This is a genomic window from Brevundimonas sp. NPDC046655 (genome assembly GCF_044901625.1).
Lineage (GTDB): Bacteria > Pseudomonadota > Alphaproteobacteria > Caulobacterales > Caulobacteraceae > Brevundimonas.
The window spans coordinates 675,633-700,132 of record NZ_JBJDPV010000001.1 but is presented as its reverse complement, the minus strand read 5'-3'; the positions used below and the strand labels follow the sequence as shown (position 1 = coordinate 700,132).

Annotated in this window: 23 protein-coding genes; 12 read left to right on the top strand and 11 right to left on the bottom strand. The window is 63.8% G+C overall.

Annotated elements, in window-relative coordinates; genetic code table 11:
- Positions 1-4 precede the first annotated feature (4 nt).
- The gene (locus ACI2KI_RS03355; RefSeq protein WP_404617727.1) at positions 5-991 is read left to right on the top strand and encodes an HNH endonuclease; all 987 of its coding nucleotides are present in this window, start codon (positions 5-7) and stop codon (positions 989-991) included.
- A gap of 5 nt (positions 992-996) precedes the next feature.
- Positions 997-1,428 (top strand): very short patch repair endonuclease, encoded by a 432-nt coding sequence (locus tag ACI2KI_RS03350; RefSeq protein WP_404617725.1) that lies wholly within the window; start codon positions 997-999, stop codon positions 1,426-1,428.
- Between the two features lie 83 nt (positions 1,429-1,511).
- Here ACI2KI_RS03350 and ACI2KI_RS03345 read toward each other — a convergent pair whose 3' ends face one another.
- On the bottom strand, positions 1,512-1,892 hold the full coding sequence (locus ACI2KI_RS03345; protein WP_404617723.1) for a hypothetical protein: 381 nt from the start codon (positions 1,890-1,892) through the stop codon (positions 1,512-1,514).
- A 78-nt stretch (positions 1,893-1,970) separates the two neighbouring features.
- Here ACI2KI_RS03345 and ACI2KI_RS03340 point away from each other — a divergent pair, with 78 nt between their 5' ends.
- Genes ACI2KI_RS03340 through ACI2KI_RS03330 form a run of 3 tightly spaced genes read left to right on the top strand, consistent with a single transcriptional unit; the run spans position 1,971 to position 5,417 of the window.
- Positions 1,971-3,539: a recombinase family protein gene (locus ACI2KI_RS03340; RefSeq protein WP_404617721.1), complete on the top strand. Its 1,569-nt coding sequence runs from the start codon at positions 1,971-1,973 to the stop codon at positions 3,537-3,539.
- A complete protein-coding gene (locus ACI2KI_RS03335; RefSeq protein ID WP_404617719.1) occupies positions 3,536-4,414 on the top strand; it encodes a plasmid partitioning protein RepB C-terminal domain-containing protein in 879 nt (292 codons plus the stop codon). The genes ACI2KI_RS03340 and ACI2KI_RS03335 overlap by 4 nt, the downstream gene beginning before the upstream one ends.
- Before the next feature lies 1 nt (position 4,415).
- On the top strand, positions 4,416-5,417 hold the full coding sequence (locus ACI2KI_RS03330) for a plasmid partitioning protein RepB C-terminal domain-containing protein (RefSeq protein WP_404617717.1): 1,002 nt from the start codon (positions 4,416-4,418) through the stop codon (positions 5,415-5,417).
- A gap of 226 nt (positions 5,418-5,643) precedes the next feature.
- Here the strand turns inward: ACI2KI_RS03330 and ACI2KI_RS03325 are convergent, their stop codons facing one another.
- Positions 5,644-7,872 (bottom strand): hypothetical protein, encoded by a 2,229-nt coding sequence (locus ACI2KI_RS03325; RefSeq protein ID WP_404617715.1) that lies wholly within the window; start codon positions 7,870-7,872, stop codon positions 5,644-5,646.
- Positions 7,873-8,097: 225 nt separating this feature from the next.
- Between ACI2KI_RS03325 and ACI2KI_RS03320 the strand changes: the two genes are divergently transcribed.
- Positions 8,098-8,586, top strand: a complete 489-nt coding sequence (locus ACI2KI_RS03320; protein ID WP_404617713.1) for a thermonuclease family protein — start codon at positions 8,098-8,100, stop codon at positions 8,584-8,586.
- A gap of 16 nt (positions 8,587-8,602) precedes the next feature.
- Here the strand turns inward: ACI2KI_RS03320 and ACI2KI_RS03315 are convergent, their stop codons facing one another.
- Together ACI2KI_RS03315 and ACI2KI_RS03310 are read right to left on the bottom strand one after the other, a co-directional pair.
- Positions 8,603-9,310, bottom strand: coding sequence for a hypothetical protein (locus tag ACI2KI_RS03315; RefSeq protein ID WP_404617711.1), 708 nt, complete (start codon positions 9,308-9,310; stop codon positions 8,603-8,605).
- Positions 9,311-9,427: 117 nt separating this feature from the next.
- Positions 9,428-10,342, bottom strand: coding sequence for a HEPN domain-containing protein (locus ACI2KI_RS03310; RefSeq protein ID WP_404617709.1), 915 nt, complete (start codon positions 10,340-10,342; stop codon positions 9,428-9,430).
- A gap of 303 nt (positions 10,343-10,645) precedes the next feature.
- Between ACI2KI_RS03310 and ACI2KI_RS03305 the strand changes: the two genes are divergently transcribed.
- The 6 genes from ACI2KI_RS03305 to ACI2KI_RS03280 all read left to right on the top strand — a co-directional run bounded on the left by ACI2KI_RS03305 (position 10,646) and on the right by ACI2KI_RS03280 (position 15,348).
- Positions 10,646-11,422 (top strand): hypothetical protein, encoded by a 777-nt coding sequence (locus ACI2KI_RS03305; protein ID WP_404617707.1) that lies wholly within the window; start codon positions 10,646-10,648, stop codon positions 11,420-11,422.
- 510 nt (positions 11,423-11,932) lie between these two features.
- Complete coding sequence (locus ACI2KI_RS03300) at positions 11,933-12,226, top strand: DUF736 domain-containing protein (protein ID WP_404617705.1); 294 nt, start codon at positions 11,933-11,935, stop codon at positions 12,224-12,226.
- Between the two features lie 69 nt (positions 12,227-12,295).
- Positions 12,296-13,171: an ArdC family protein gene (locus ACI2KI_RS03295; RefSeq protein ID WP_404617703.1), complete on the top strand. Its 876-nt coding sequence runs from the start codon at positions 12,296-12,298 to the stop codon at positions 13,169-13,171.
- A 266-nt stretch (positions 13,172-13,437) separates the two neighbouring features.
- Complete coding sequence (gene mobC, locus ACI2KI_RS03290; protein WP_404617701.1) at positions 13,438-13,959, top strand: plasmid mobilization relaxosome protein MobC; 522 nt, start codon at positions 13,438-13,440, stop codon at positions 13,957-13,959.
- Positions 13,956-14,930 (top strand): relaxase/mobilization nuclease domain-containing protein, encoded by a 975-nt coding sequence (locus ACI2KI_RS03285; protein WP_404617700.1) that lies wholly within the window; start codon positions 13,956-13,958, stop codon positions 14,928-14,930. Before mobC ends, ACI2KI_RS03285 begins: the two co-directional genes overlap by 4 nt.
- Before the next feature lies 1 nt (position 14,931).
- Entirely contained in the window at positions 14,932-15,348 is a 417-nt protein-coding gene (locus ACI2KI_RS03280) for a hypothetical protein (RefSeq protein ID WP_404617699.1), read from the top strand.
- 2 nt (positions 15,349-15,350) lie between these two features.
- Here the strand turns inward: ACI2KI_RS03280 and ACI2KI_RS03275 are convergent, their stop codons facing one another.
- The 7 genes from ACI2KI_RS03275 to ACI2KI_RS03245 form a co-directional block, all read right to left on the bottom strand.
- On the bottom strand, positions 15,351-16,328 hold the full coding sequence (locus ACI2KI_RS03275) for a ComEC/Rec2 family competence protein (protein WP_404617697.1): 978 nt from the start codon (positions 16,326-16,328) through the stop codon (positions 15,351-15,353).
- A complete protein-coding gene (locus ACI2KI_RS03270) occupies positions 16,325-16,996 on the bottom strand; it encodes a hypothetical protein (RefSeq protein WP_404617695.1) in 672 nt (223 codons plus the stop codon). Before ACI2KI_RS03270 ends, ACI2KI_RS03275 begins: the two co-directional genes overlap by 4 nt.
- A gap of 4 nt (positions 16,997-17,000) precedes the next feature.
- Entirely contained in the window at positions 17,001-19,058 is a 2,058-nt protein-coding gene (locus tag ACI2KI_RS03265; RefSeq protein ID WP_404617693.1) for an ATP-binding protein, read from the bottom strand.
- Positions 19,055-20,389 (bottom strand): N-6 DNA methylase, encoded by a 1,335-nt coding sequence (locus tag ACI2KI_RS03260; RefSeq protein ID WP_404617691.1) that lies wholly within the window; start codon positions 20,387-20,389, stop codon positions 19,055-19,057. The genes ACI2KI_RS03265 and ACI2KI_RS03260 overlap by 4 nt, the downstream gene beginning before the upstream one ends.
- On the bottom strand, positions 20,386-20,838 hold the full coding sequence (locus tag ACI2KI_RS03255; RefSeq protein WP_404617689.1) for a helix-turn-helix domain-containing protein: 453 nt from the start codon (positions 20,836-20,838) through the stop codon (positions 20,386-20,388). The genes ACI2KI_RS03260 and ACI2KI_RS03255 overlap by 4 nt, the downstream gene beginning before the upstream one ends.
- A 154-nt stretch (positions 20,839-20,992) precedes the next feature.
- Entirely contained in the window at positions 20,993-22,048 is a 1,056-nt protein-coding gene (locus ACI2KI_RS03250) for a hypothetical protein (protein WP_404617687.1), read from the bottom strand.
- On the bottom strand, positions 22,045-24,306 hold the full coding sequence (locus ACI2KI_RS03245) for an AAA family ATPase (protein ID WP_404617685.1): 2,262 nt from the start codon (positions 24,304-24,306) through the stop codon (positions 22,045-22,047). The genes ACI2KI_RS03250 and ACI2KI_RS03245 overlap by 4 nt, the downstream gene beginning before the upstream one ends.
- Between the last annotated feature and the right edge of the window lie 194 nt (positions 24,307-24,500).

Below are 24,500 nucleotides of genomic sequence, written 5' to 3'. Positions count from 1 at the left end.
CCTCTTGAGCGATCCGCTTTCTCTCCTGCCGATCGACCGCTCGAACGAAGTCGCGCGGCTCAAGGACATGCTGGACGCCTTCGCGGCGCGTCTGGAGGGCGCAGACCTGCGCGATCAGGTGCGCAGCCTGGTCCCGGTCTTTCATGAACTGCGCGCTCTGGGCGTCAGCCTGCTGCCTGAGGCGAAGACCTCTGCGCGGGAGCGGATCATCGGCTATCTGCGGCGCTATCCGATGACGCTGATCGAAGGTGACGAACTTCTTGTCGTGTCAGGCATCGGGGAATGGGCCCGCCGTGTACGCGAGCTTCGTGTCCAATTCGGTTGGTGGATCTACACCGGCGTGACGCTGAGAGAGTTGGCCGAAGAGAACCCCGAGGCGGCTGAAGAACTGACGGCCGCGTTGGGGGTCGACCTGGATGCGATCCGGCCCGACCATTACTTCCTCGCGCGCGCCGAAGAGGATCGTGACGCCGCGCACCGCTGGAATCTACTCAACACCATCCGCAAGCAGAAGCTCGGTGTGAAGGCGAAGCTCCTGGCCTATCTGCGGGCCAACGTCGGCACGCCGGTGACGCTCGAGGAGCTTCGCTACCTAGCCGGCGATAAGAGCGAATGGGCCCGCCGCGTCCGTGAACTCCGCACCGAAGAAGGATGGCCGATCTTCACCCGGATGCAGGGACGTCCGGATCTGCCGGTGGGGAGCTATGTCCTGGACGAGGACAAGCAGGCCCCGGAGCATGATCGGCGCATTCCGGACGACGTGCGGGTCGCGGTTCTTGAACGCGACGGCTTCGCCTGCCGTCACTGCGGTTGGACGCGGGACCAGCTGCGGCCGGAGGACCCGCGCAAGTTCCTCGAATTGCACCATGTGACGCATCACAAGGACGGCGGAGCCAATACGGTCGAGAACCTGGTGACGCTCTGCAACGTCCACCACGATCAGGTGCACGCCGGAAAGCTCGTCGCGCCGGATCCTTCACGGACCGACTGACTGTGGTGGACAAACTCGACCCTGAGCGCCGCAGCGCCAACATGTCGAGGATACGCGGCAAGGATACCGGTCCTGAAATCCGTGTCCGGCGCATCGCACACCGCATGGGGCTGCGCTTCCGGCTTCATCGCAAGGACCTGCCCGGACGGCCGGATCTCGTCTTTCCGAAGCATCAGCTTGTGGTCTTCGTCCACGGCTGCTTCTGGCATCGACATCCCGGCTGTCCTCGGGCCAGCACGCCGTCCACGAGGGACGATTTCTGGCAGGCCAAGTTCGCGGCGAATGTGGAACGGGACGCAAGGCAGATCGCCGCTCTTGAGGCGGAGGGCTGGAGGGTGCTGGTGCTTTGGGAATGCGGGCTCAAGGACGAGGCGCTCATCGAAGCGGCTCTGAATGAAGCCGTCTCCGCGGTGCAGCGGGATTCCGGTAGGGCGTGATCGGCAGCAGGCAGGCCTGCAACGCGAGGTCGGACCCGCGGTACGCCGTCGCTGCGTCGGACCGGGTGCGGCGACAGCGGTCCTCATGACTGAAGATCCTCGATAAGCTCGAGCATCTCGCGCAGCTTGTCGCGCGCGCCGGACAGCCTGCGGGCCGTCACCAGCTCCTGACGACCGGCGAGTTGCAGGATGGTCTCCAGAACCTCATCCGACCGTCCCATCAGGATGACAAGGTTTTCGCCGCTGGGCGCGTTGCGCGCCTCGAACCAATTGCGGACGGCGCGCTCGTTCGCGCCGGTGATCCTGACCACCTGTTTGACTGCCCCGGGAATGGCTCCGAACTCCCGCCGCAGCGCGCCGGCGACGGCCTCGGCGAAACGGTCGACACGACCGGAGGCGGGGGTCGGAAGAAAACTTCTTCCGTTATCCGACCGAAGTTTTCGGTCGTTCTGCGTAGACGACATTCAGGGCTCCTCATCGCTAGCTTGACTGCGAAGCCAACTGACGAGGACCGAGACGCCCGAGAAGGCGTGTGACCCTGAATGACCAAAGCAACAATCAGTACCGCCGGGCCTGAACCCGCGCGCTCGATCCGCGCCGCCCAGTATGTGCGGATGTCCACCGAGCATCAGAAATACTCGACCGAGAATCAGGCGGAGATCATCGCCCGCTACGCCACCCAGCGCGGGTTCGAAATCGTCGAGACCTATGCCGACAACGGTAAGAGCGGCCTGCGTTTGGATGGCCGCGACGCGCTGAAACGTCTGATCGCCGACGTTCAGGCGGGACGGACCGACTTCAAGGTCGTGCTGGTCTACGACGTCAGCCGCTGGGGGCGGTTCCAGGACGCCGACGAGAGCGCCTATTACGAATTTCTCTGCCGTGAGGCGGGCATCAGCATCCACTACTGCGCCGAGCAGTTCGAGAACGACGGCAGCCTCAGCGCCACCATCATCAAGAGCATGAAGCGGGCGATGGCCGGCGAGTACAGCCGCGAGCTCTCGGTCAAGGTCTTCACCGGCCAGTGCCGTCTGATCGGCCTGGGATACCGCCAGGGCGGACCCGCGGGATATGGCCTGCGGCGACAGCTGGTGGATGAGCAACGGCGGCCCAAGGCGACGCTTACGCGGGGGGAGCATAAGAGCCTGCAGACCGACCGCGTGGTCCTGACGCCGGGACCTGCCGACGAAATCGACGTCGTCCAGCGCATCTATCGGATGTTCGTGCTGAATCGGCGCTCCGAACGCGAGATCGCGGCGTTGCTGAACGGCGAAGGCTTGGTGACGGACCTGGGACGCTCGTGGACGCGCGGCGTGGTCCACCAGATTCTGACCAATGAAAAATACATCGGCAACAACGTCTACAACCGCGTCTCCTTCAAGCTGAAGAACAAGCGGGTGGTGAATGCGCCGGACATGTGGGTGCGGGCGGACGGTGCGTTCGAGGGGGTTGTGGATCCCGATTTCTTCGCTGCGGCGCAGCGTATCATCGCCGAACGGTGCCGCCGTTATACCGACACGGAGATGCTGGAGCGGCTTACCGAACTGCTCGAGCGTCGGGGGTGTCTGTCGGGCCTCATCATCGACGAGCTGGAGGACATGCCGTCCAGCTCGACCTACCGACAGAGGTTCGGAAGCCTGATGCGGGCCTATGAACTGGTCGGCTGGTCGCCGTCGCGCGACTACCGATATCTGGAGACCAACCGCTTCCTGCGCACCCTCCATCCGGAGGTGGTCTCCGGAACGGTTGCGGAGATCGAGCGCCTGGGCGGCGCCGTCAGGGTCGATCCCGTCACCGACCTGCTCACCATCAACGAGGAGTTCACCGCCTCCCTGGCGATTGTGCGCTCCACCCGCACGGCCGCGGGCGACCTGCGCTGGAAGATCAGGCTCGACGCCGGCCTCAAGCCGGACATCACCATCGCGGCCCGGATGGACGGCGCCAACGCCGCCGTCAGGGACTACTACCTGCTGCCCTGGATCGATCTGGGAGCGCTCGACCGGGTGCGGTTGGCGGAGGCGAACGCGGTGTCGCTGGACGCCTATCGGTTCGACAATCTCGACCGCTTCTTCGAACTCACCGGCCGTACCGCCCTGAGGAGCGCCGCATGAATCCGGTGCTTCCCGAAATTCGTTCCGTGCCGGTCGCGGCCATCACCATCCTCAATCCGCGCGTGCGCAATCGGCGTATCTTCGAGGAGCTCGTCGACAGCATCGCCAACCTGGGGCTCAAGAAGCCGATCACGGTGAGCCCGCGCGAGGACGGCGGCTATGACCTCATCTGCGGCCAGGGGCGGCTGGAGGCCTTCATCGCCCTGGGCCAGGCCGAAATCCCGGCGGTGATCGCCGAGGCTTCGCCGGAGGACTGCTATGTGATGAGCCTGGTCGAGAACCTCGCCCGACGCCAGCATCGGCCCCTGGAGCTCGTGCGCGAGATCGGCGCCTTGAAGACCCGTGGCTATTCCACTCAGGAGATCGCCGCCAAGACCGACTCCAGTCCCGAATGGGTCTGGGCCATCTGCTTCCTCCTGGACAACGGCGAGGAGCGGCTGGTCGCCGCCGTCGAGCGTGGACTTATTCCGCCTTCGGTAGCCGTGGAGATCGCCAAGGCCGGAGACGGGGAGGTGCAGGCGGCTCTGGCCGACGCCTATGAGCAGAAGGCCCTGCCCGGAAACCAGGTGCTCGCCATCCGCCGGATCATCGAGCAGCGCCGCACCAGCGGCAAGGCAGGTCTGAGCGGAACACGAGGGCCGCGCCCCAGCCGGCCGGTGACGGCCGACGCATTGGTCCGGGCCTACCGTCGCGAAACCGACCGCCAGAAGCTTCTGGTGAAGAAGGCCGCCCTGGCCCAGAGCCGCCTGCTGTTCGTCGTCAACGGCCTGAGGCAGCTGCTGGACGACGAGCACTTCGTGACGCTGCTGCGCGCCGAAGCCATGCACACCCTCCCCAGACCGCTCGCCCAGCGGCTCGGACGTGCGGAGAACTGAGATGGAAAGACAAGTCAAAGCGGCCTTCGAGCAGAACCTCAAGGTCCTGCCGATGGAGGAGATCCTGCCCATGCGGCGGCTGGAGGAGAGCATCCTGCGCTCGGTCAAATACCGACGCATCGCCCGATCCGTCGCCGAGGTGGGGGTGATCGAGCCGCTGGTGGTCGCCCGGCCGCGCGGGCAGGGGCCCTGGATGCTGCTGGACGGCCATGTTCGTCTGTCGATCCTGAAGGAACTCGGGGAGAGGGACGTCCGCTGCCTCGTCTCCGACGACGACGAGGCCTTCACCTACAACCGCCGGGTCAACCGGCTGGCGACCATTCAGGAGCACTACATGATCGTGCGGGCGCTGGAGCGGGGCGTGCCGGAGGAGAAACTGGCCCGGGCGTTGGATGTGGACGTGAAGGCGATCCAGAGAAAGCGCGACATGCTGTGCGGCATCTGCCCGGAGGTGGTCGAAATGCTGAAGGACCGCTCGGTCAACCCGTCGACCTTCACCATGTTGCGCAAGATGCGGGCGGTCCGCCAGATCGAGGCGGCGGAGCTGATGATTTCCGCCGGCAACTTCACCGGCTCATACGCACGGGCGCTGCTCGCGGCGACTCGGCAGCCGGACCTTGTCCAATCCGATAGGCCCAAGAAGATCGGCGGCATGACGCCGGAGCAGATGGCGCGGATGGAGCGGGAGATGGCCTCGTTCACGGCGGACTTCAAAGCCCTGGAATCCTCCTACGGCGATGATGTCCTCCATCTGGTCATCGCCTCCGGCTATCTGTCACGGCTGACCGCCAATCCGGCGGTCGAGCAGTGGCTTGCCGCACGTCATCCGGAAATCCTGTCGGGCTTCCGGTCGATCATCAGCGTGGCCTCGCTGGATGAGGTGGTCGAAGACGGGGGCGACGTAGACGTGACGACGTCCGACGACAGTGAGGCCGCCGATAAGACGTCTCTATGGTCGCTCCCCTCTCCTAAGACGGGGTTCTCCGATCAGGCTCAAAGCTAAGGATAAGAGCTAGGGGACGCCGGTTGCGCGGGACAAGGTGAAGCGGCCAGTTGCCCGACCTTCCCCGCTGCGATCGGAAACATGAGCACCATGGCTGTCAGGCTTGTGCAGGTAGGACGATAGGCGGGGGACGCCGGATTGGATGGCGGCGTATCGGGCGTGGATGCGCCGCGCATTTCCGAACTTCGACGACCAATGGAGCGGGGTGATCGCCAACTCGCGATCGTTAGATTGGGGAGCCCGCAATGCTCGCGCGCGTAAGGTATCTGTAAAAGCTGCCAGCAATGAATGTTCTCACCCCTGGCTTGCGCACAAACAGGAACGTGGCGCACTCGACACCGCCGTCCTCCTCCAAAAGCTCCAAGGTAAGGTTGCGACCGAAGGATTGAAACTCTTCGGGGTCAGTCAGGCGGGGCTCAAGGTGTACCGCGACGGTGAACGTTTTTCGTCCCACCGGATATTTCACGACGAAGGTGTCTTCGCCCTTATGAGGCATCCCGCGCCGATAGCGTCGAACACGCTTCTCGATTTCGCGCAGCGCCGATGGGTTCTGGTTCAGGATTGTGTTGATGATGTCGAAGCGGTGCCGCTGACCGTGGTCACGATACACTTCTTCCACGATTTCCTGCCAAAGTGGCGAGAGCGGAACACCGTGGAGTTCAACAAAAGTCCGGTCGGCGCGAGAGTTTTTTTGTTTTCTGACTGCTGCGTCGGATTTGAAGAAGACGACCTTCTGACCTTCGAGCGCGTCCCCATCGATCCACAGCCCATTGGCGAGGTAGGCCGAGAGCAAGTCTTGTTCGTCGCCGTGGAAGTCGATCACCTGTTCCAGGGTCGATCTGCGCGTGAGGTAGTGGACAAGCGACACCTCGCTGTCGAGGAATTTCACGATCATGTAGAGCTCGCCCAGCGAGAGCACGGGCGACCACATCAGATCGTCGGTCACGAGGTCGAGATTTTTCAGGTAGGTCTTTGCGCTTGTCAGCGCGGCGAAATGTTCGATGCAGACGCTGAAGCTGAAGACGACCTTCGGCTTGTCCATGTTCAGATCGATCGGTTGTCCGGTCGATTTCAGTCTTAGGCGGCCCTCACTGCCTTTGGTGTTCAGGTAGCGCTGGAGACGTCCTGCCTGCCGACCCGGCTCAATGAAGAGCTCTTCAAAATTCGTGGTGAGGCTCTTGATGCCACCGCGACGGGCGACCGGATTGATGCGGCCCGACTTGGCCTCGAACACGAAGATAAAATTGCCCACGAGCGCTACAACGTCGTTCTCCCACTCTTTGCCATCCTCAGGGTCATTCCAGACCACGCTACGATGGACGGTGGCGGAGGGAAGGCCAGTGCGCACAAGCGCTTCAGTCGTGTCTTCGAGATAGCCTGCGCGCGCATCCTCGTAAGCGATCTTCAGCGCTGCATTTTCGCCGATCAGCCCTTCGACGATTGCAAACGGAAACGAGTAGATCAGTTGCGGCAGCGGGATGAAAAGGTCGTCGTCCGGGAGCCGAACATACGGTTTCCGCCAGATCGGGTTATCGAGATAGACGTGGTCAATCAGACGTCCGGCCAGCTCGCCTGGTCGGATGGAAAGCTTGTAAAAAACATCGACCATCTCAGACGGAAACTCCGCCTCGATTGTTTTCTTCGGTAGCGTGAAAGCCCATGGAAAACCAAGCTCCATGACCTGAAGTCCGGCGCTGCGAAGATCTTCCAGATCCGGAAAAAGATCGGCGCGATCACGCCAAGCTCTGGCGACAACGGGGCTGCGCTCACAAGCAAAACGGATGCAGGCGAGGATCTCATCCCGAGAATTCGTCGTCAGAAGCGCTCTGATTTGGCTGTGATAAGCATCAAAGCGCTCGATCGTCAGATCGGACAAACGCACCGCGGCCCGATAGAAATCCGAAAGCATGTAACCGAGCGCAGCATTCGACTGCTTATCGATGCGCGCCAACAGTTCGGCCATCGTACGTTCGCAATCATCCCTGTTGAAGAGGTTGCGGTAGTGGAGTGTCTGGAGCTGGGCTTGCCGGATGGCTGCACGCTGCGCGGCGCTCTCATCTGATCGGTCAATGCGGCGCTTGGTGAAACCACCGTAGTTGCGCGCGATGAGACGCCAGAGCCTTTCGAAGTTTCCGGGGGAGGTAGGTACTGCCCGCGTCGGCTGATCGTTAATCAACAGCAGCGCCTGAAGAAACTCGACAAATGGCTGTTCGAGAGGCGCAAGCTTTGGATGTAACTCTTCGGGCTTGCCCATCTCCGACAGCAAGCGCACGGCGCTACGCGCGATCATGATGTATGGATCGCGGATGACCATCATCCGGACCAGCTGATCTTGGGTACGTATGAATTCGGCCTGCCATTGCTCTGCGGTCCATCCTTCCGTTCCTTCATGCCCTTCGGCCTGCGGAAGTTCGATGGACTCGTATCCAGGCAACCCTCGTTCAAATTCATTCATGTGGTTGAGCTTATCCAGTCGCCATTCTCGCGCCTAGCGTGCTGTGCTGGCGGCATATCGATTGATGGGTGAGCCAGGATCAGAGCAATCATTGCCTGACGGTGTCGGACGTACGGTCGATCTTTCTAACGTTCGACCCACGAACGGTCCGAGGACGCTCGAGCGGCGGCCAGCGCCTTCGTGCGCCGGTGGCGGGTGAGCAGATCTCCTAGGATATAAAACAGCATGCTACGCTTGATTCCATTCCTCTTTCTGCTGGGCGCCTGCGCGCCAGTCGAGCCGGACCTAGTGGGGCGCGCCTCGGTGATCGACGGCGATACCCTGGAGATTGGGGGTCAGCGCGTTCGGCTTTGGGGCGTGGACGCGCCCGAGGGGCGGCAGACCTGCGGGACGCCGAGCGGTGGAACTTGGCGGTGCGGGGCGGCGGCGGCGAATGCGCTGGACGCGTGGTTGCGGGATCGTATGGTGCGCTGTTTTGAGCGCGATCAGGATCGCTATGGCCGCATGGTCGCTGACTGTCGCGTGGGGGACGAGGATGTCGGCGCGTGGCTGGTGCGGGAAGGCTGGGCGCTGCGTTACGCCGATTACGCCGGAACGGCCTATCTGATCGAAGAGACTGCCGCCCGTCGGGCGCGCCGCGGCGTCTGGTCAGGAACTGTGGATGCGCCTTGGGAATGGCGCCGTCAGAGACGGGCGACGGATGGTCGGCCTTAGTCTGCCGATAATCGGTCTAGGCGGACGCTGCCACGCAGGCATTCACCCCTGTCGTGGCCGCCGCCAATGCTGCGAGCATCGCGTCCCGCTGGGCAGCTGGAAAGTTGCCTCCGTTCCCCGTGAATGGAGCCTCGGCGCCCGTCGCCTCCTGCACGGTCAGGGTCTGTTGGCCGCTCGCCGCACGGTAGCGGAGATAGGCCGCTAGGAAGCCTGTGGCCGACGCGCGCATCAGCCCATCGTGAGCTGCCAGAAGTTCTCGATCACCCTCCCATGAATCCTTGTCAAAGGCCTCAAGGCGGTAGGCGGGCGCGAGGTGCTGCGTGACGCAGTTGGTTTTCAGTAGGGCGTCAAGCCAGGCCTGCTCGCCGCCGGAGTTGTTCACCCTATCCGCGCCGGACACGAAGTTGCCCAGTAGGGAGGAGACCAAGGCGTTGTCCGGATGGGCGTCGAGCCCCAGCGCGCCGAGAGTGTAGGTGTTGATGACGAGTAACGCCAGGTTGGTGTTGCGGCGGTAGCGCCGGGACCGATCGGCGCCCTCGAGATAGTGACGCGTCAATTCCTGGCCCACCGAAGTCGCCTCGTCGGCGTTGGTGACCCGCCGCGTCAGCGTCTGATACAGCTGCGTGACTTCTTCGGCGTTCTGTTGACTCGATTTCGGGATCGTCCCGCAAGCGCCCAGACCAGCGACAGTGAACGCTGCCAAAGCTGCGAACAGCAGTTTCATCTCGGTTCCTCCAGTCGATATTGGAGGATCAGTGTTTTTTAAAGTCTGTCAACCAGGGGGCAGCGTCGGCATCTCGATCGTGTCATGGCACCGTTGATAAGGCTGACGAGGAAGATGTCAGATTGGTTCAGCGGCTGCCTGAAGCGCTTTGAGCCGATCTTCCGTGGCGGCCCGCACGATTTCGCGCAGGACTTTAATCCGCTCCGTCAGATAGGCCAGTTCCTCATCGGTGATGCGGTAGTGGCGTGAGTAGCGGGCTTTGACGTAGGCGGCGCGGAGGAGTTCGAAGCAGCGCTTCTGGAACTTGGTGTCGTGGGGCCAGACGTCGCGGAGACGGGGCTCCAAGGGCTCCGTCATATTGCGGAGGCGGATGAGGTTGTGGCTCTTAGGCGAGTAGAAAGTCAGGACCTGTAGGAGGCCTTGGTAAATCGTTTCAGCAACCCGATGCAGTTCGAACGCGGCCTCGTTGTTGAAGCCTTTGGCGATCGCAAACTCCGCAAGCTCTTGCCGGCGCGAGGCGTCCTCCTGCCATTCTTCGAAATACTCCGTCGCTTCCTCCAGCGCCGTCGAAGGGGGCAGGGGCTGCGGCTCGGAGAAGGCGACGCCGGACGTGTCCTTCAGGACTACGCCGTCGCGAGCGATGTCGATGAAGAAGCCCCGCCCATGCTCCAGCTTCCAGTTCACGTCGTCCAGGCTGTGGACGATCAGACTGACGGGCGTGCGCATGGCCCCCGCCGACAGTTCGGCCAGCAGGCGCTTTTCCACGTCCTCCCAGAACTCGAAGTCGGTCAGGTCCTCGTGGTCCACGACGACCAGCAGGTCGAAGTCCGAGAAGTAGCGCCCGACCGGGTCGTGGACCCAGTCGCCGCGGGCGTAGCTGCCGAACAGGATGATCTTGAGGATGCTGCCGTTCTTAAGACGGTCGGCCCGGCGTGTGGAGATGGCCTTGGCGAAGCCGTCCTGAATGATCTCGACGGCGGCGTCGAGTTCACGCTGTTTCGCGAGCGGCAATTTCCTCAGCGGACGTTTCATGCCGGGAGTCTCCGAAATCCGAGGCTGACGCGCAAGAGTCGAAAGGCCTCGAACAGCGCGTACCTAGGCTATAGCCCACATTATCGCTACGCTAGCCGCTGCGGGCGCCGGTTCTATAGGGCGTCGTCTGTTCGCCGTAGGGCCGGTTCGCCGGAAAATCGTCGCGGCGCCACCTGAAAGTCCCGGGCCTCCACACAGAGGTTCCAACGCCCGCACCTTTTGCTCTCGACCTATTTAGTGAACGCTGACATCGGAGATCTAACGTCTCCCGATACAGACAACTCTTTTACCAACGAGCTACCCATGGCCCGAGACAACTTCCCCGAACCGGTCAAGCGCGAGCTTGCTATGCGTGCGGCGTACTTCTGCTCCAATCCGTTCTGTCTACGTTTGACGGCGGGGCCGCGCTCCGTCTCCAGCCGCGGCTTGAAGACCGGTCACGCCGCCCACATCTGCGCAGCCTCTCCGGGGTTCGCGCGCTATGATTCAAACCAGACCGAGGCTGAGCGGCGCTCCGCCGACAACGGCTTGTGGCTCTGCCGAGAGTGCGGCGACATAGTCGACAAGGACGAGGCTGGTTATCCGGTCCAAACCCTGAAGACCTGGAAACATACCCACGACACGATGATCGCCGAGATTCGCCAGAAGGGCTGGGCGGAGAGTTTGGAACTGCTGCGCGCTGGTCGTTTGGAGCCTGACGTCGCCGAGCAGGTCGTGGCATTGGTCGAAGACCGACGGGTCTTCTGGGCGAGGTTCGATGCGGAGTTTCCCGATCGCGTGCGCCAGTCGTTGGACAACTTGCGACATGACCTAACGGACCTGCGTCGCCAATGCCGGGCGGGCGGTCCGTTGGACGTGATGATTGTCGCCCTGGGTCAGACCATTCGCCACTTCTTTGACAGCGTGGAGCGGCTGGACTTGGTGATGCTGCGCTGCGATTCCGGGAATCCTGATTGGGTCGACTTCGAACAAGCGCTGAAGGCGCTGCGCAAGTCGATCGGAATTCAGGTTGTCGCTTTGGCGGATGCCTTCGCAATCCCGTTGCAGGGCGAGTTCGCCCAGTACGTCGCGCCGGATTGAGATTGCTCCTTGACGCAAGATTGATCAGCGGGCGCCCGAAGATTTCGGGTGTCGCCCGCGCACGAAGACGGCCTGGTGGCGCAAAGGCTCCATCAGGCTGAGCACCAGCGCCCGCTAAACTGGCTATGACTGTACGCGAACCATGCGCGCCGCCTTCAATCCGGCGATGCAGATCGATTGTGCGCGGCTCCCACGCAGGTTCACCCGGAACGCCAGTCGCTCTTCGTCGGGGATGTGCCGGGGCAGGCGTTGCGTTTCCGTCGCTTCGCGCCCGCGGTGCGGCCTCTCGAAAGGGATCTGACCGGAAGCCGGTCGGCTGGGCGCAACCGCGCGCTCGACTTTCTTCCCCGGCCTGACGGCCTCCTCGCGGGACAAGAAACTCTCGCTTCCGGTCCTCCGCTGCGCTGTGGGGGCTCGACTGCGCTCGCTCTGCGCGCCGACCGGCCCCCGGTCTCCCGATCGCCATCGAGGCCGCGACAGGCGTGGCCCGACAGCAAAGGAGAGACTGACATGGCCGCCATCGGAACCTTCACCGCCCAGGGCGACGGCTACACCGGGTCGATCAAGACACTGACCCTCAACGTCAAGAGCGCGACCCTGCACCCGAACGAGAAGTCGGACGGCAAGGCGCCGGACTACCGCATCTTCGCGGGCCAGACCGAGTTCGGCGCCGCCTGGAGGAAGATCTCCCGCGAGAACCGGGAATACCTCGCAGTCAAGCTGGACGACCCCAGCTTCCCGGCGCCGATCTACGCCTCGTTGGTCGAGGTCGAGGGCGGGCACAGCCTGATCTGGTCCCGCTGATCCGGAGCGGCGGCGCGTTGGTCGCGTCGCCGCCCCTTCATCCGAACAATCCAATCCGAGGAGGCCGCCATGACGCGCCCCGCCGATCCCGCTCGTCCGGACATCTACGCCCGGATCACGCATCAGATCATCGACCAACTGGAGGCAGGCGTCCGGCCGTGGATGCAGCCCTGGACCGGAGGCCATCCGGTCACCCGTCCGCTCCGCCATGACGGCACGCCCTATAGCGGCATCAACATCCTGCTGCTGTGGTCGGAGGCCTTCAGTCGGGGTTTCACCTCGCCGACCTGGATCACCTTCCGTCAGGCGCTGGCGCTGGGCGCCCATGTCCGCAAGGGTGAGAAGGGCTCCACGGTCGTCTACGCCAACCAGATCGTCCGCACCGAAACCGACGATGCCGGCGAGGAGGTCGAACAGCGTATTCCGTTCCTGAAGGCTTACACTGTCTTCAACGTCGAACAGATCGACGACATGCCGGACGCCTGGCGCCTGATATCGCCGGAGCCGGCCAATCCCGATGCACGGCTGGAAGCGGTCGAGCGCTTCTTCGCCGGAGTGGGCGCCGACATCCGCCACGGCGGATCGGCCGCTTACTACGTGCCGGCTTCAGACCATGTGCAGATGCCGGCCTTCGAGACCTTCCGCGACGCGGGCGCCTATTACGCCACGCTGGGTCATGAGTGCGTCCATTGGACCGGTCACGAATCCCGCTTGTTTCGCGACTTCAGCCGGTCGACCCGGGCCTACGCCCGCGAGGAGCTCGTCGCTGAACTGGGCGCCGCCTTCCTCTGCGCCGACCTCGGGCTCGAGTTGGAGCCGCGAGAGGACCACGCCGCCTATCTCGGCCACTGGCTCGAGGTGCTGAAAGCCGACAAGCGGTTTCTGTTCTCGGCGGCGGCGCAAGCGCAGAGGGCGGTCGCCTGGCTGCATGAGGCGCATCCCTAATGGGCTGACGACATCGCCGCCAAGTCTGAGCCGCGTCCTGATCGGGCGCGGCTTTTTCTTTGCTCGGGTGTCAGACGATGGGGAGAGGGATGAGGGTAGTCGTGCTGCCGCCCTCGGTTGGGGCGCCCTTCAGGGCGGCGGGCGAGCGGCCGGATCCGGCCGCCGAGGGGAGGGGGGGAACCTCCGTAGGCCTGCGGGGCGAGGCTGTTCGCGGTCTAGGGCAGGATAGGCTTTGCGCCGGCAATGTCTGACAGACCCGCTACCCGATGGACCGTATCACTCTTCGTCTTCCGTCCGACCTAGCCCGCCGCTTCGACGCGGCAGCGGCCGCGCGTGGCGGACGGTCACGTTACCTGCGGGCGGTCATGGAGGCGGCCGCGCAGGCGCCCCTGCCAGCGGATGGACCAGCCCCACCTGGAGCGAAATCGGCCAAACTGACCATTCGCCTGACGGACGCGGACATGGCCCTGCTGGAGGCCGAGGCGGGCCGAGCGGGGCTATTGCGAACCCAGTGGGTGGTCATGCTCATCCGGCGACGGCTGCAGGGGCGGTTGCAATTGACGCCTCCGGAAGCGATGGCCCTGATCAGCGTGCGGCGGGAGCTCCACCGCATCGGCGTCAACATCAATCAGATCGCCCGTGCGTTGAACGCGGCCGTTATGGAAGGCACCGTTCTGGACCTGGAGGTGGCCCAGTTGGCCGCCTTCGCCGCCGAAATCCGCGGCCATCTGGGCGGGCTGAATGAGATCTTCGTCGGCAACCTGGCGTACTGGTCGGTGGAGTCATGACTGACTTCCGTCGACCGCTCGGGTTCGAAGAGGCTTTGCGGCCGCCCGTCGACGTCCGCAGAGCGCGCATCACTCGGCCAGTGCTACGTCCGCCCGGGCGCGCGGGTGACGCGGCGGCATATGCGCAGCTCGCACGGATCATCCGGCGCGCGCCGGAAGTGATGGTCAAAGTCACCGGCAGTACCCGCGATGGCGGTCACCTGATGCGGCACCTCGATTACATCAGCCGCAACGGCAAGCTGACCCTGGAGGGGCCGGATGGGGAGCAACTTGAGGGGCGGGCGGCTGTGAAGGTGCTGGCGTCGGATTGGGCGACGGAGGCGTCGCTGGAGCCGGGCGGACGACGGGATCGTCCTCTGTCCCGCTCCATCGTGCTGAGCATGCCGAAAGGCACGGATGCGTTGCGGCTGCATGATGCAGCTCGAGCCTTCGCGGCGGAGGCGTTCGGTGATCGTTTCCCCTACGTGTTCGCCCTTCATGATGAAGGCGGTCATCCGCACGTGCATCTGACGGTGAGGGCGTTGGGGGCGGATGGCTGTCGGTTCAATCCGCGAAAGGCGGACCTGGAGGTTTGGCGCCAGCGTTTCGCTCAGGCTCTGCGCGACCGCGGTGTGGAGGCGGAGTCCAGTCCGCGCCGGGCGCGCGGCGTTTTCCACAAGGCCGAGCGCACGCCAGTGCGGAAGATGCGGGAGCGGGATTGGGAGAAGGGGGCGCCTGCGCCGCACGCCCTGATGGGCGCCGATCAGGTTGATGCTGCAAGAAGTGGAGAGGCGGCACCATGGGAGCACAGGCAGCGGAAGAGGCAGGGTTTGATTCGCCGAGCGCTCGCCGCCGAGGCCGTCGCCCTGTCGGGCTCTGACCGGCCGGAGGACCGGGGTCTGGGTTTCGCCTTGATGAAACACGTCCGAGGTCCAGCAAGAGATCGTCGGAACGAAGAGAGGTCGCGAGCAACTCGTGAACGGCGGCCCTAGAATGGCTGGCACGCCCTTCATCTTGGCAATCCAGGGCTTTCAAATACCAGCGGCCATGACCCGGATCGTGCCAGCCGCCACCGAACTGACCTTCGGCGTGCGCCATTATATTTGCGACGGACGCAGGCGCATCGAATGGATCGAGCGCCACGCCTATGGCGAAGTGGCGGAGCAGAGCGGATTCATCTTTCGCTGCTCCGGCGCAGAGAATGTCAGTGCCCTGTTGACCAACCTGCAGGGCACTCTCACGAAGTTCAATCCCTTCGTGCTGCCCGGCGCCAACCACGAGATTCTGCACCGGCCGGTCGGATCATGTCCCTGCTGCCGCCGAGGCCCCGCCGACATAATCGGCACGCACTTGGGTCAATCTGGAAGGCGACAGCGAACGGCGAGGCCAGGGAAGGCTGAGCTAGCCTGACCCTAGTGGCGTGAGCGTCGGCACATGGGCGAGCTAACTTTCGCCCCGACAAAGATCCGGAACTCGCCTTCGCGCTCGGCATCTCGGACCGCGCCGGTTGGCTCCAGCCTGAGGGAAATGGTGCCGGCGCAACTGTGTAGGTGCTCCCGGCCTGCGGCGGGCCACTTTTCGAGATGATCCGCCGAAGCGGGGTCGCCGCAGGACTTGGCGAGCTGAGTACAAGCCAGACCGCAGCCGTGATCCAGAATGGTGGAGACTACCTCCGGACGCGGGTTGCTGTGCTTGTTTCGTCCGTTGGAGACATAGACTTGGGCCGGACCAACCAATCGCAGAAGCGCCTGGCCGAAGGTGCTGGCCTTGGCGGATCCGGACAGGCCGCCGTGGTGAGGATAGACCAGCGCCGAGGCCCTAACGTTGGCGCCCGAGGCCTGCACGTCGACCAGGCCGACGCCGTCGAGGTCCCCCGCCAGGAGAACTCCCATGTCTGGAGTGCGCTCGACCTTGATGACCGCTGACAGGGTGTTGGAGGTGTTGACCCCGCCTTGCGGGGCGACTCCTTTGACCGCGGACAAGGCGAGCGCGGCCGAAGGCGAAGCGACAGTCAAGGTTATATCGCCGACCTGCAGGACACCGGGCGTGGCGGTGTTCAGAGCGGTGTAGGGTTTGAACGCGCCCGTGCGCTCGGCCACCGAGACGGCGTGAACGAGGTCCCGCCAGGCCGTGGTCGTCCGGTCCCTGTCGGGATTGAGATACAGCGCGCCCACGCTGAAGCGCCGGCTGGTCAGAAGCGCGAGAATGCCTTGGATGTGGTCGGCGTCGGCGTGGGAGATCAGGGCGTGCTCGACGTGGGTGACCCCGAGTTCGTCCAGGGTGTCGAGAAGGGCCGAGCCGATCGGCGCGTCGATCACCGCGACCGACCCGCTGCCCTGCACGATGGTGCAGTTCCCGTGCCCCACATCGAGCAGAAGGACGTCGCTCATTCCAACCCCTCGGCCGGGGGAACGATCTCGTTCAGGTTGGCGAAGTACAGCTCGTCCTCGTGGGCGGCGCCGATGTTGACGTCGCCGAGCAGATAATCGCCCTTCTTCACGACGTTTCGCACGGCCGGGCCCAACAGGGTCCGGGGCACCACAAGGGCGTGGTCCCGTCGCCAGGAGGGCACCACCACATCGACCTCTTGGGTGCGGACCGCCTCGACGCGCAACAGAACCTGATGCGGCCTGCGGCTGGCCACCGGCTTCTGGTCGATCTCCATCTGGACTAGGTCGCGCAGGCGCGCGATCTCCTCAATCCGGAACCCGTCGCGTCCGCGGATGACCGGCACGCGTGACCGCGCGGCCCTAAGGGTGATCCGCTCCGGGTCCTGGAAGGTCGTCAACAGCATAGCGGGGCGCTTGCGGGCGATCAGCGCCTCGACGACCTGCAGACCGTTGAACGAGGCGAACTGCTGGGCGGTCAGACGATGATCACAGATGACGAAGCCGGGGTCCTGGGCCTCGATCTCGCTCAACAGACGCTGGATGTCGCTGCCGTATCGACCGGTGATCGCGACGCCCTTGTAGTTGTGATCACCGAGTTCATCGATGATGGTGTCGCGACCATCCTCGTCGTCATCGATTACAGCTACTCGATCGTTGAAAGCCAGCACGGCGTCACCTGAACAGGTCGCGTGTCGAGGGCAGCTTGACGGTGAACAAGGCCCCGCCGAACGCGGTCAATGGATCGACGTCGATGCGTCCGCCCAAGTCAGAGACTGAGTCCTGAACAATGGTCAAGCCGAACCCGGTGCCGTCCGACGTCGAGGTGACCCCGGGCAGGAAGATCTCCTTAACATCGAGATCCTGAATTCCCCCGGCATTGTCCTCGACCATCAACAGGACGTCCCCGTCATAGGCTGTGGCGATCCGCAGGAGCCGCTCGCTATCATCATTGCGACGCCGCTGGAAAGCGTTCAGCGAGTTGGTGATCAGATTAAGCAGAATGCCCTCGAGCAGGGCTTCGCTGCCGTTGATGGCGATCCGGGTGTTCGTCGGCTCATAGCGCGCCGTGACATTGAAATGCTCCAGGATAGGGGCGAGCAGCTCGATGAGGTTGGCGACGCAATTGTTGACGTCGATGCGGCCTGACCGGCGTTTGCCCTTGGACAGAAGCTTGAGGGGGATGGAGACGAAGGAGTTTAGACGGGCGCGCGCGCGATCGATCCGCCCGACGCGCCTCTGGGCGTCCTCGCGTCGGTCTTCCGGGATCATATTGATCAGGGAGGTAAGATTGGTGTCGAGCAGCTCGAGCGGGCGGCCGATTTCATGGGCGAAGACGGCAGAGGTCATGCCAGCGGTGGCCAGGGAGCGATAGAGCTGCAGCTCTTCGCGCAGGACTTTGGTCTCGCGTTCCGACGCCTTCAACACCCGCGAAATCGCGACATCGACCTGCTTGCGCTGGGTGACCGGAACTGCCTTGGCAAGTACGGCGTCCAATGAGGCTGTCGCTCGCTCAGACGTCCGGCTGACATCGTCCCGCTCGGCGCGCCGCTTGTTCTCTCGATCGCTGACACGCATACGCGCAGCCCAGCTCAGACAGTCCTGACAAAACTGTCGGAGCTGCTGAAAGGCGGCGTTCTCAACGAAGCCGACGCGGTCAGTCTTTTGGATCAGGGCGCCGTCGAGGTTCGTGACGGTGACGCGCCCGATCGAGGTGTTGGTGCCGGGACGCAACTCCGGACTGCGCACGCGCGCCAGGTTCAGGTCGAGCCAGTCGTTCCCGGGTCCCCCGTAGGGCGGGACTCGAATGCCGTCCTGATAGATATGAACCCCGCCGATATGTTTGAGCCAGGCTCGCACCTCCGGAAGGGTCGATGTCTTGTTCGAGAAGCGAGCCTTTTCGAGAACGAACGACCACAGGTCGAACCGCAACGGCGGCACCGCATAGGTTTGTTTCTGTATGGCCTCATGGAGAATGTCTCCCTTCCAGTCGAGAAGGGCGAACCGCGCCTGTCCCTTGGCGTCCAGGTCTCCGACGATGCGGAAGTCCGCGTCACGGAAATAGGCGGTTTCGACCTTTGACTGGAGATCTTCGTACTCTGGTGCCAGCAGTTCGGCAGTGAAGCCCGGATCGCCCGAACCGCTATTGTCGTCCGCGTCCTTGAACGGGTCCGAAAGCAGCAGAAGATTGCGCGCCAGCTTGTCGGCTGTTCCCCGGGTGAACGGTGCTCGTAGGTCTTCGATCAGGATCTCGGTGCCCGGCGATCGATCCGTACGGTTGCGGGCCACGACGATCGGAACGTCCTCGACTGCTTCCGCAGCATCGAAGGCGTCCCAGTTGAGGTCAAGGATGAACTCCACGCCGGGCTCGGCGATCGGTCGGGTCGTCACGCGAACTCGACGTCCAAGCCTCAAGGCCGAAAGCCGGCCGAGGCCCTTGTCACCGACCGGCACTCTCTTGAAAACCTTCGTCAGGTCCCCCGAGACTTTTCGCGATCGCCCGAGGATCAGGAAGCCCTGCTTCAGGTCATGAGCCGTCATTCCGCCGCCGTCATCAGACACCTCGATCGCCCCCCCCGGGGCGCTCGTCGCGGTCAGGTGGACACGGCACCGCGTGGCGTCCGCATCATAGGCGTTCTTTACCAGCTCCATGACACCTTGGTCAGCGTCAGGCACCAACTCCTCTCCAAGCCGTGCGAGGATCGACGGGGAAAAGCGAAGGCGTTCGGTCATACGGCGTCGATCCACGGCAGCGTCTTAATTGCGCCGGTCGTCAGATGGCGACATCGCATCAGATCGTTCAGCCGCGCATTGGTTCGCTCGGCCCGCAGCGCGCGCATCAGGGCCTTGCAGGCTTTGAGCGTTCCGTCCCGGGGGAGAGCCACAAGCAGATGGTTCTCGACCGCGACCGGGTCCTTCCCAGTCACGACCGTTGCAACGGCCCTGAACCTGTCGCTCGGGCTCGACGTCCGCCGGATTGCAACGAACGGCGGCGCGAATACTCGCCCCGCGTAAGGACGACGGGTCTCGGGCTTAAAGTCAGCGTCCCAGGCGGGCGTCGTTTTGGCGCAGATATAGGCTCGTGATGGACCGGTTACTGGATCGCGATGCGGTACGACGGAGCCGACCCGGACCTCGTAGAAGTCATCGACCGTGCATCCGCTGTCGGCGATATCTGTGCGCCAGAGAGCTGCTGGGCTGTTTGTGCGGATCAGAAGAGTCGTGAAGACATCGACATCGGTCCAGGCGTCGAAGCGGCCCTCGACCTTGAAGGAGCCATCATAGCCGCGCGCTGTGAGGGTGGTGCGAAAGCGCTCGTATCGCGATCCGCAACGCAGGACCTCCGGAAGGACGGCGGCGATAGGCGTCTCGGGGCGGATCGCCGCCGTCAGGCGGTCCAGGAAGATCGCGGCCGCGTTGATCTCGCCAGCGGCCCAGCCGAGCTTCCGTGCCCAGGTCGTCTTGCCGAAAGGTGGATTGAACAGGATGGCGTCGGCACGGGCGAGAAGACTATCACTCTCCTGAGCCATCATGTCGCTCTCGATGATCAGAGGAAAGGCGGCAAGTGGGTCGATTTCGTCTGTGAAGCCGCCACGTGCTCGCGCCATAAGGCACAGGCGAGCCTTGCAGAGACGGATCAAGTCAGACCGCGTGTCGAAGCCCGCGAGCTGTTTTCCCCAAGCGGCGACCGTGCTCTCCAGCGTGTCCGCCACAGGCAGGTCGGCGGCGCGCGCTAACAGCAGATCGCCGATGCCGCATGTCGGGTCAAGCACCAGGCCGTCGTCCTTGATGCGGCCGGATATCATTTTCGCTAGGGCGGCAGCCATATCGCCGCTGGAGAAGAACGCGCCGATCTCCCGGCGGGTGTCGATGTCGATCTCTCGACGGAAGACGGAGTAGGGGACCCCGTTCAAAAGGGGATGGGACGGTGTGACAGCTGGTTGATCCGCCAGTCGGCCGCGCGCCGTCTGCAGCGCGCCTTCGACGAAGGCATCGAAAGCGATGATCAGGCCCTTGCCGGGGAGGGCTTCGGAGGTCTGCGGCGCGGTCGTCAAGCCGGTCATGGCTTCGCCGCCGCCCAGTCTCGCTTCACCTGCGAAAGGTCGCTCATGACTTGACCCCAAGCGCCGTCGCGGGGATCGGTGACATTGATCAGGCCGATCACACCCTGGGCGCGATGGATCAGCTGTCGGCCGGCGTCATCGCCGCCCACCGCGGTCCAATCCTCGAAGGCCTGTTTGAGCTTTTCGGTTCGCTCGATGGAGGGCGTCGCGCGGATCGCGGCGTCATCCAGAACGCGGGCAACCTCGTCGTGCACTGTGTTCAGCGAGCGTTCGCTCGGGAGGCCCTTTAGCGCGATGTAGCGCAGTGCGAGCTCAGTGCGGCGCTCGACCGCGTTATTGCTACGCTCCATCCGCCCGATGCTTTCTCTCGACATTCCGATCGCGGAAGCCAGAACGGCCTGAGATAGCCCTGTCCGCTGGCGCAGTGCCTTCATTTCTTCGCCGGTCATGGAATCCCCTTCGGTCACGAATATGGGGCGCCATGTCACATCTGGCAACCAAGGACAGTGGTGAAGGTGACGGAACGACGCCTCCTAAAACCCGCAACTGATAAGTCGTAAGGGCCATTGTCTCAGACGGCGGACGTTGAACTTGATCTGTGCGTTAGCGGTCGGAAGTTGCGGCGCTGGTCGGGTGCAGCACGTCGAGCATGTCCGCATGAACGGCGGGCCAGGGCTGTGAGAGATCGATGGTCGCCACCGTCACGTCATGGTCGTCGATTTGGTATCTCTGGATCGAACGTCCGCGAGGCGAGGCGTAGACGAGGGCGCCGGCGACGGGCTTGTCTGTCGCTCCCCGTCCGGCGTGCCGCAGGTAGGCGTACAACTGATACAGATGCCCCGAATTGATCTTCGGCCCGCCCAGCGAACGCACGAACGGTTCCGCATAGAACTTCGCGTCCATCACCAGAATCCGCTTTTCCGACCGCAGGGTCAGATCGGTGCGCATGATCGGGATGAGAGAACGATCGCCCGAACCGTCCTCACCCACGTTCCAACGCATGTTCTCGCGCCCGGCCGCGTATCCGACGGCGTGGAGACGGAAGAAGTTCAGGACGAACAGTTCGAAGATCGCGGACATCCTGGTCTCGTCACGGATGATGTCCCCGAAGCGGGATCCGGCGCCGCCCTCCTTCGGCATCGCCGAACGCCATACGAACTCGCAGAGGCGGAGGAGTTCTCCGTATTGGCCGGTGTGTCTCGAAAGCTGAACCCGGCTGAACAGGTCCGTGGTGACCCGGATGTCGCTGACCCAGTCCATACGCTTCTCGACGGCGCCCAGAGCGACGGAAAGGTCCGGTCGGACCAGGGCGTCGCGTCGCAGGAGACGGATCGTGGCCTTGAGCAGCTGGTTGTGCAGCACATCGACGCTGAGCTCGTCGAAACGGCAGACGACGGCGCCCCTGTCCAGGCTGCCGGATTTGAGGGTCTCGTCCAGCAGCAGTCGGCCGCGGGGGGCGCGCAACTCGTCTTCGGCCGAGAGATACTGGCGGTCGAGGCCTCGACGCAGGAGCCGGTTCAGGCCGTTCACGAGCACGCGCGCGAACAGATTGGGCAGATCGGGGCAGTCCTCGATGCCGACCTCGACCGCGCCGTTCTCGGGATAGCGCTCCCAGGCGTAGCAGAAGAGGTAATAGAGGTTCCGGATCGGAATGGTCACGGCGCCGGCGCGAGCAGTCTATGGCGGGCCTCGGCTTCCTTGTCGCTGTCGTCGAACCAGTACTCGCCCAGCAGAGGCGCGATCTCGGTCTTCACGATCCGCTCGTACCAGGCCTCCCCGAACACGTCCCCGCGGGCCGGCACGAAAAAGCTGTGGCCGATTTCGAAGCCCGGCCCCAGATTCCGGACGTCGGCGGCGATCTCGTCGTTCAGCGCGCACATCCGGGCGATGATGCGGTCTATGATCTCGTCCGGAACACCCTTGCCGCGCAGGTGCGCCGCGAAGCGGTCGGATCGGTACTGCGGTCTGAGGGGCACGAAGGCGAAGCGACGCCGCAGCGCGTAGTCGACCATCGAGAGCGACCGGTCGGCTGTGTTCATCATGCCGATGATGAAGAGGTTGTCGGGGATGTGGAAACGCTCAGCGGCCGTGTCCGCGTAGGCAAGCCGCGCGGCCCATTCGGCACCCCGCTTGTCGGGCTCTATCAGCAGCATGAGTTCGCCGAAGATCTTCGACAGATTGCCGCGGTTGATCTCGTCGATGATCAGGACGTGACGGCGGCTCCGATCTTTGCGGGCGGCGTCGCACACGCGCAGAAACACGCCGTCGCGCAGCGCGAAGCCTCGGTCCGGCGTCGGACGATAGCCCTGGACGAAATCCTCATAGGCATAGGACTGGTGGAACTGGACGGTCTCGACCCGATCCGGATCCGCTTCGCCGATGAGGGCGTAGGCCAGCCGCTTCGCCATGAACGACTTGCCGACACCCGGCGCGCCCTGAAGGATGATGTTGAGCTTCGCTTCCCAAAGCTCGAGAATCTCATCGATTTCCGACTTGGGGATGAAGGCTTCTTCAGCGGCGTCGGCGCTGGTGTAGGGTCGACGATCACCCGCATCGGCAGGCGCTGCATCGGCTTCAGGATCGTCGAACGGCGACGCCAGGGCGGATGCCAGGCGATGGGAGAGCTTCGAGAGGTAGATCCCCTGGCTGCCGCGGAAGTCTGCGCCGTACCTGGCGTAGGGATAGTGTTTCGGGCGCTCGTTTAGATCTTCCAGGATATCGTCCCGGTGGCGGGTTTCGATCTCGTCCATCGGGATCGGCGTGCTCAGGGGTTCACAGCCCTCCAGGGCGATCTTGTAGTACGCCTCAGCGTCGCCCCATGAGCCCGGCGCGCTCGGGCGCTCGCTGAAGGTTTCAACCGGCTTGGCGACGACCGAGCGGCCCCAGAGCCAGCGTTGTCGCGGCGGGCGGCCGGGAAGACCGGCGACCAGGTGATAGACGGTGTCGCCCGGAGCGGGCCCACGCATGACGGAATAACGGTCCGCGCCGTCCGTCGACGTCGTGGGACTCCACAGCCATGACCCCAGCTCCCAACCGGGGCCGCCGTGGCCATGTTCAAGCGACGTGACCTCCGCCCATACCGCTGCATTCCCGGGAGCGGGCGCTTGGGGCCCGGCCTTGCCAGCATCACGCCACCTGCTGCTGAACTCTTCATCGTAGAAATCGAAGTCGGGTCCGCGCTCCTCCGCGATCCGCCGACGCAGCGCCGACAGACTCCGATCCCGGTCCGCCCGGTCCATAGCCTTGATCTTCGCAGGCGGCTCGTCGGTCAGGCCGATCAGCACCCGCCCCTTGTCCGTACCGCTCGAGATGCGTTCGAACGTATCAGGAAACAGGAGGTGCTCGAGGATGTGGGCCAGCTGCTTTCCGGGAGCGTTCACCCGGGTAAGAAAACGGGAAAAGGCCCAGGGCTCCCTGAGGATCTCGCGACGTTCGTCCGGCGTTGTCGATTTGAGAGCCATCATCAAATCGAGGAAGTAGCCGAACTCGAAGGGCCGGTTCTGATTATAGCCCATCCCGGCCGAGCCGACGCCGCCGAGCACGCCGTCTTCGAGCAGGGCCGTGTTCAGGGCCGCGGGGCTCGACCGCCAGCTCAGGATGACGTCCAGATTCTCGCGCTTCTTCCTGGCTCCGATGTTCGAAGGGAACAGAAGCATGACATAGAGCATGTCGGCGGCGAGCTGCTTGGCCGCGTCGTCCAGAGCGGCGAGTTGTCTTTCCAGCTTCACTAGGAAGGTGTCGGAACCTGCGTCGGGATTGCCTTTGAAGGCTGCGGACACGCGTATGATGTTTGGTGATGACCAGACCTCCGTCTCATCCGTCAGAAGCGCTTGGTCGCCGATCAGCGAGCGGTCCCGCCAGGTCTCGACGATCGCGTAGATCGGCTCGACGTCGTGATGAGCATTGTATCGGGCCATGAGTGCGAAAGGTCCGTCTGATCTGAGAAGAGCCCGAAACGAATCGAACCCGGGGCAGGGTGGCGATCATAGGACGTTCCGGCCCGAACCTCACGGTTGAGCTACCGCCGGTTCGCCGCGATTTGACGCCTGACCTAGCATCGGAAGGCGCGGCTGATCAGGACGGTCTCCGTGTGACGCTCGAGACGCGGTCC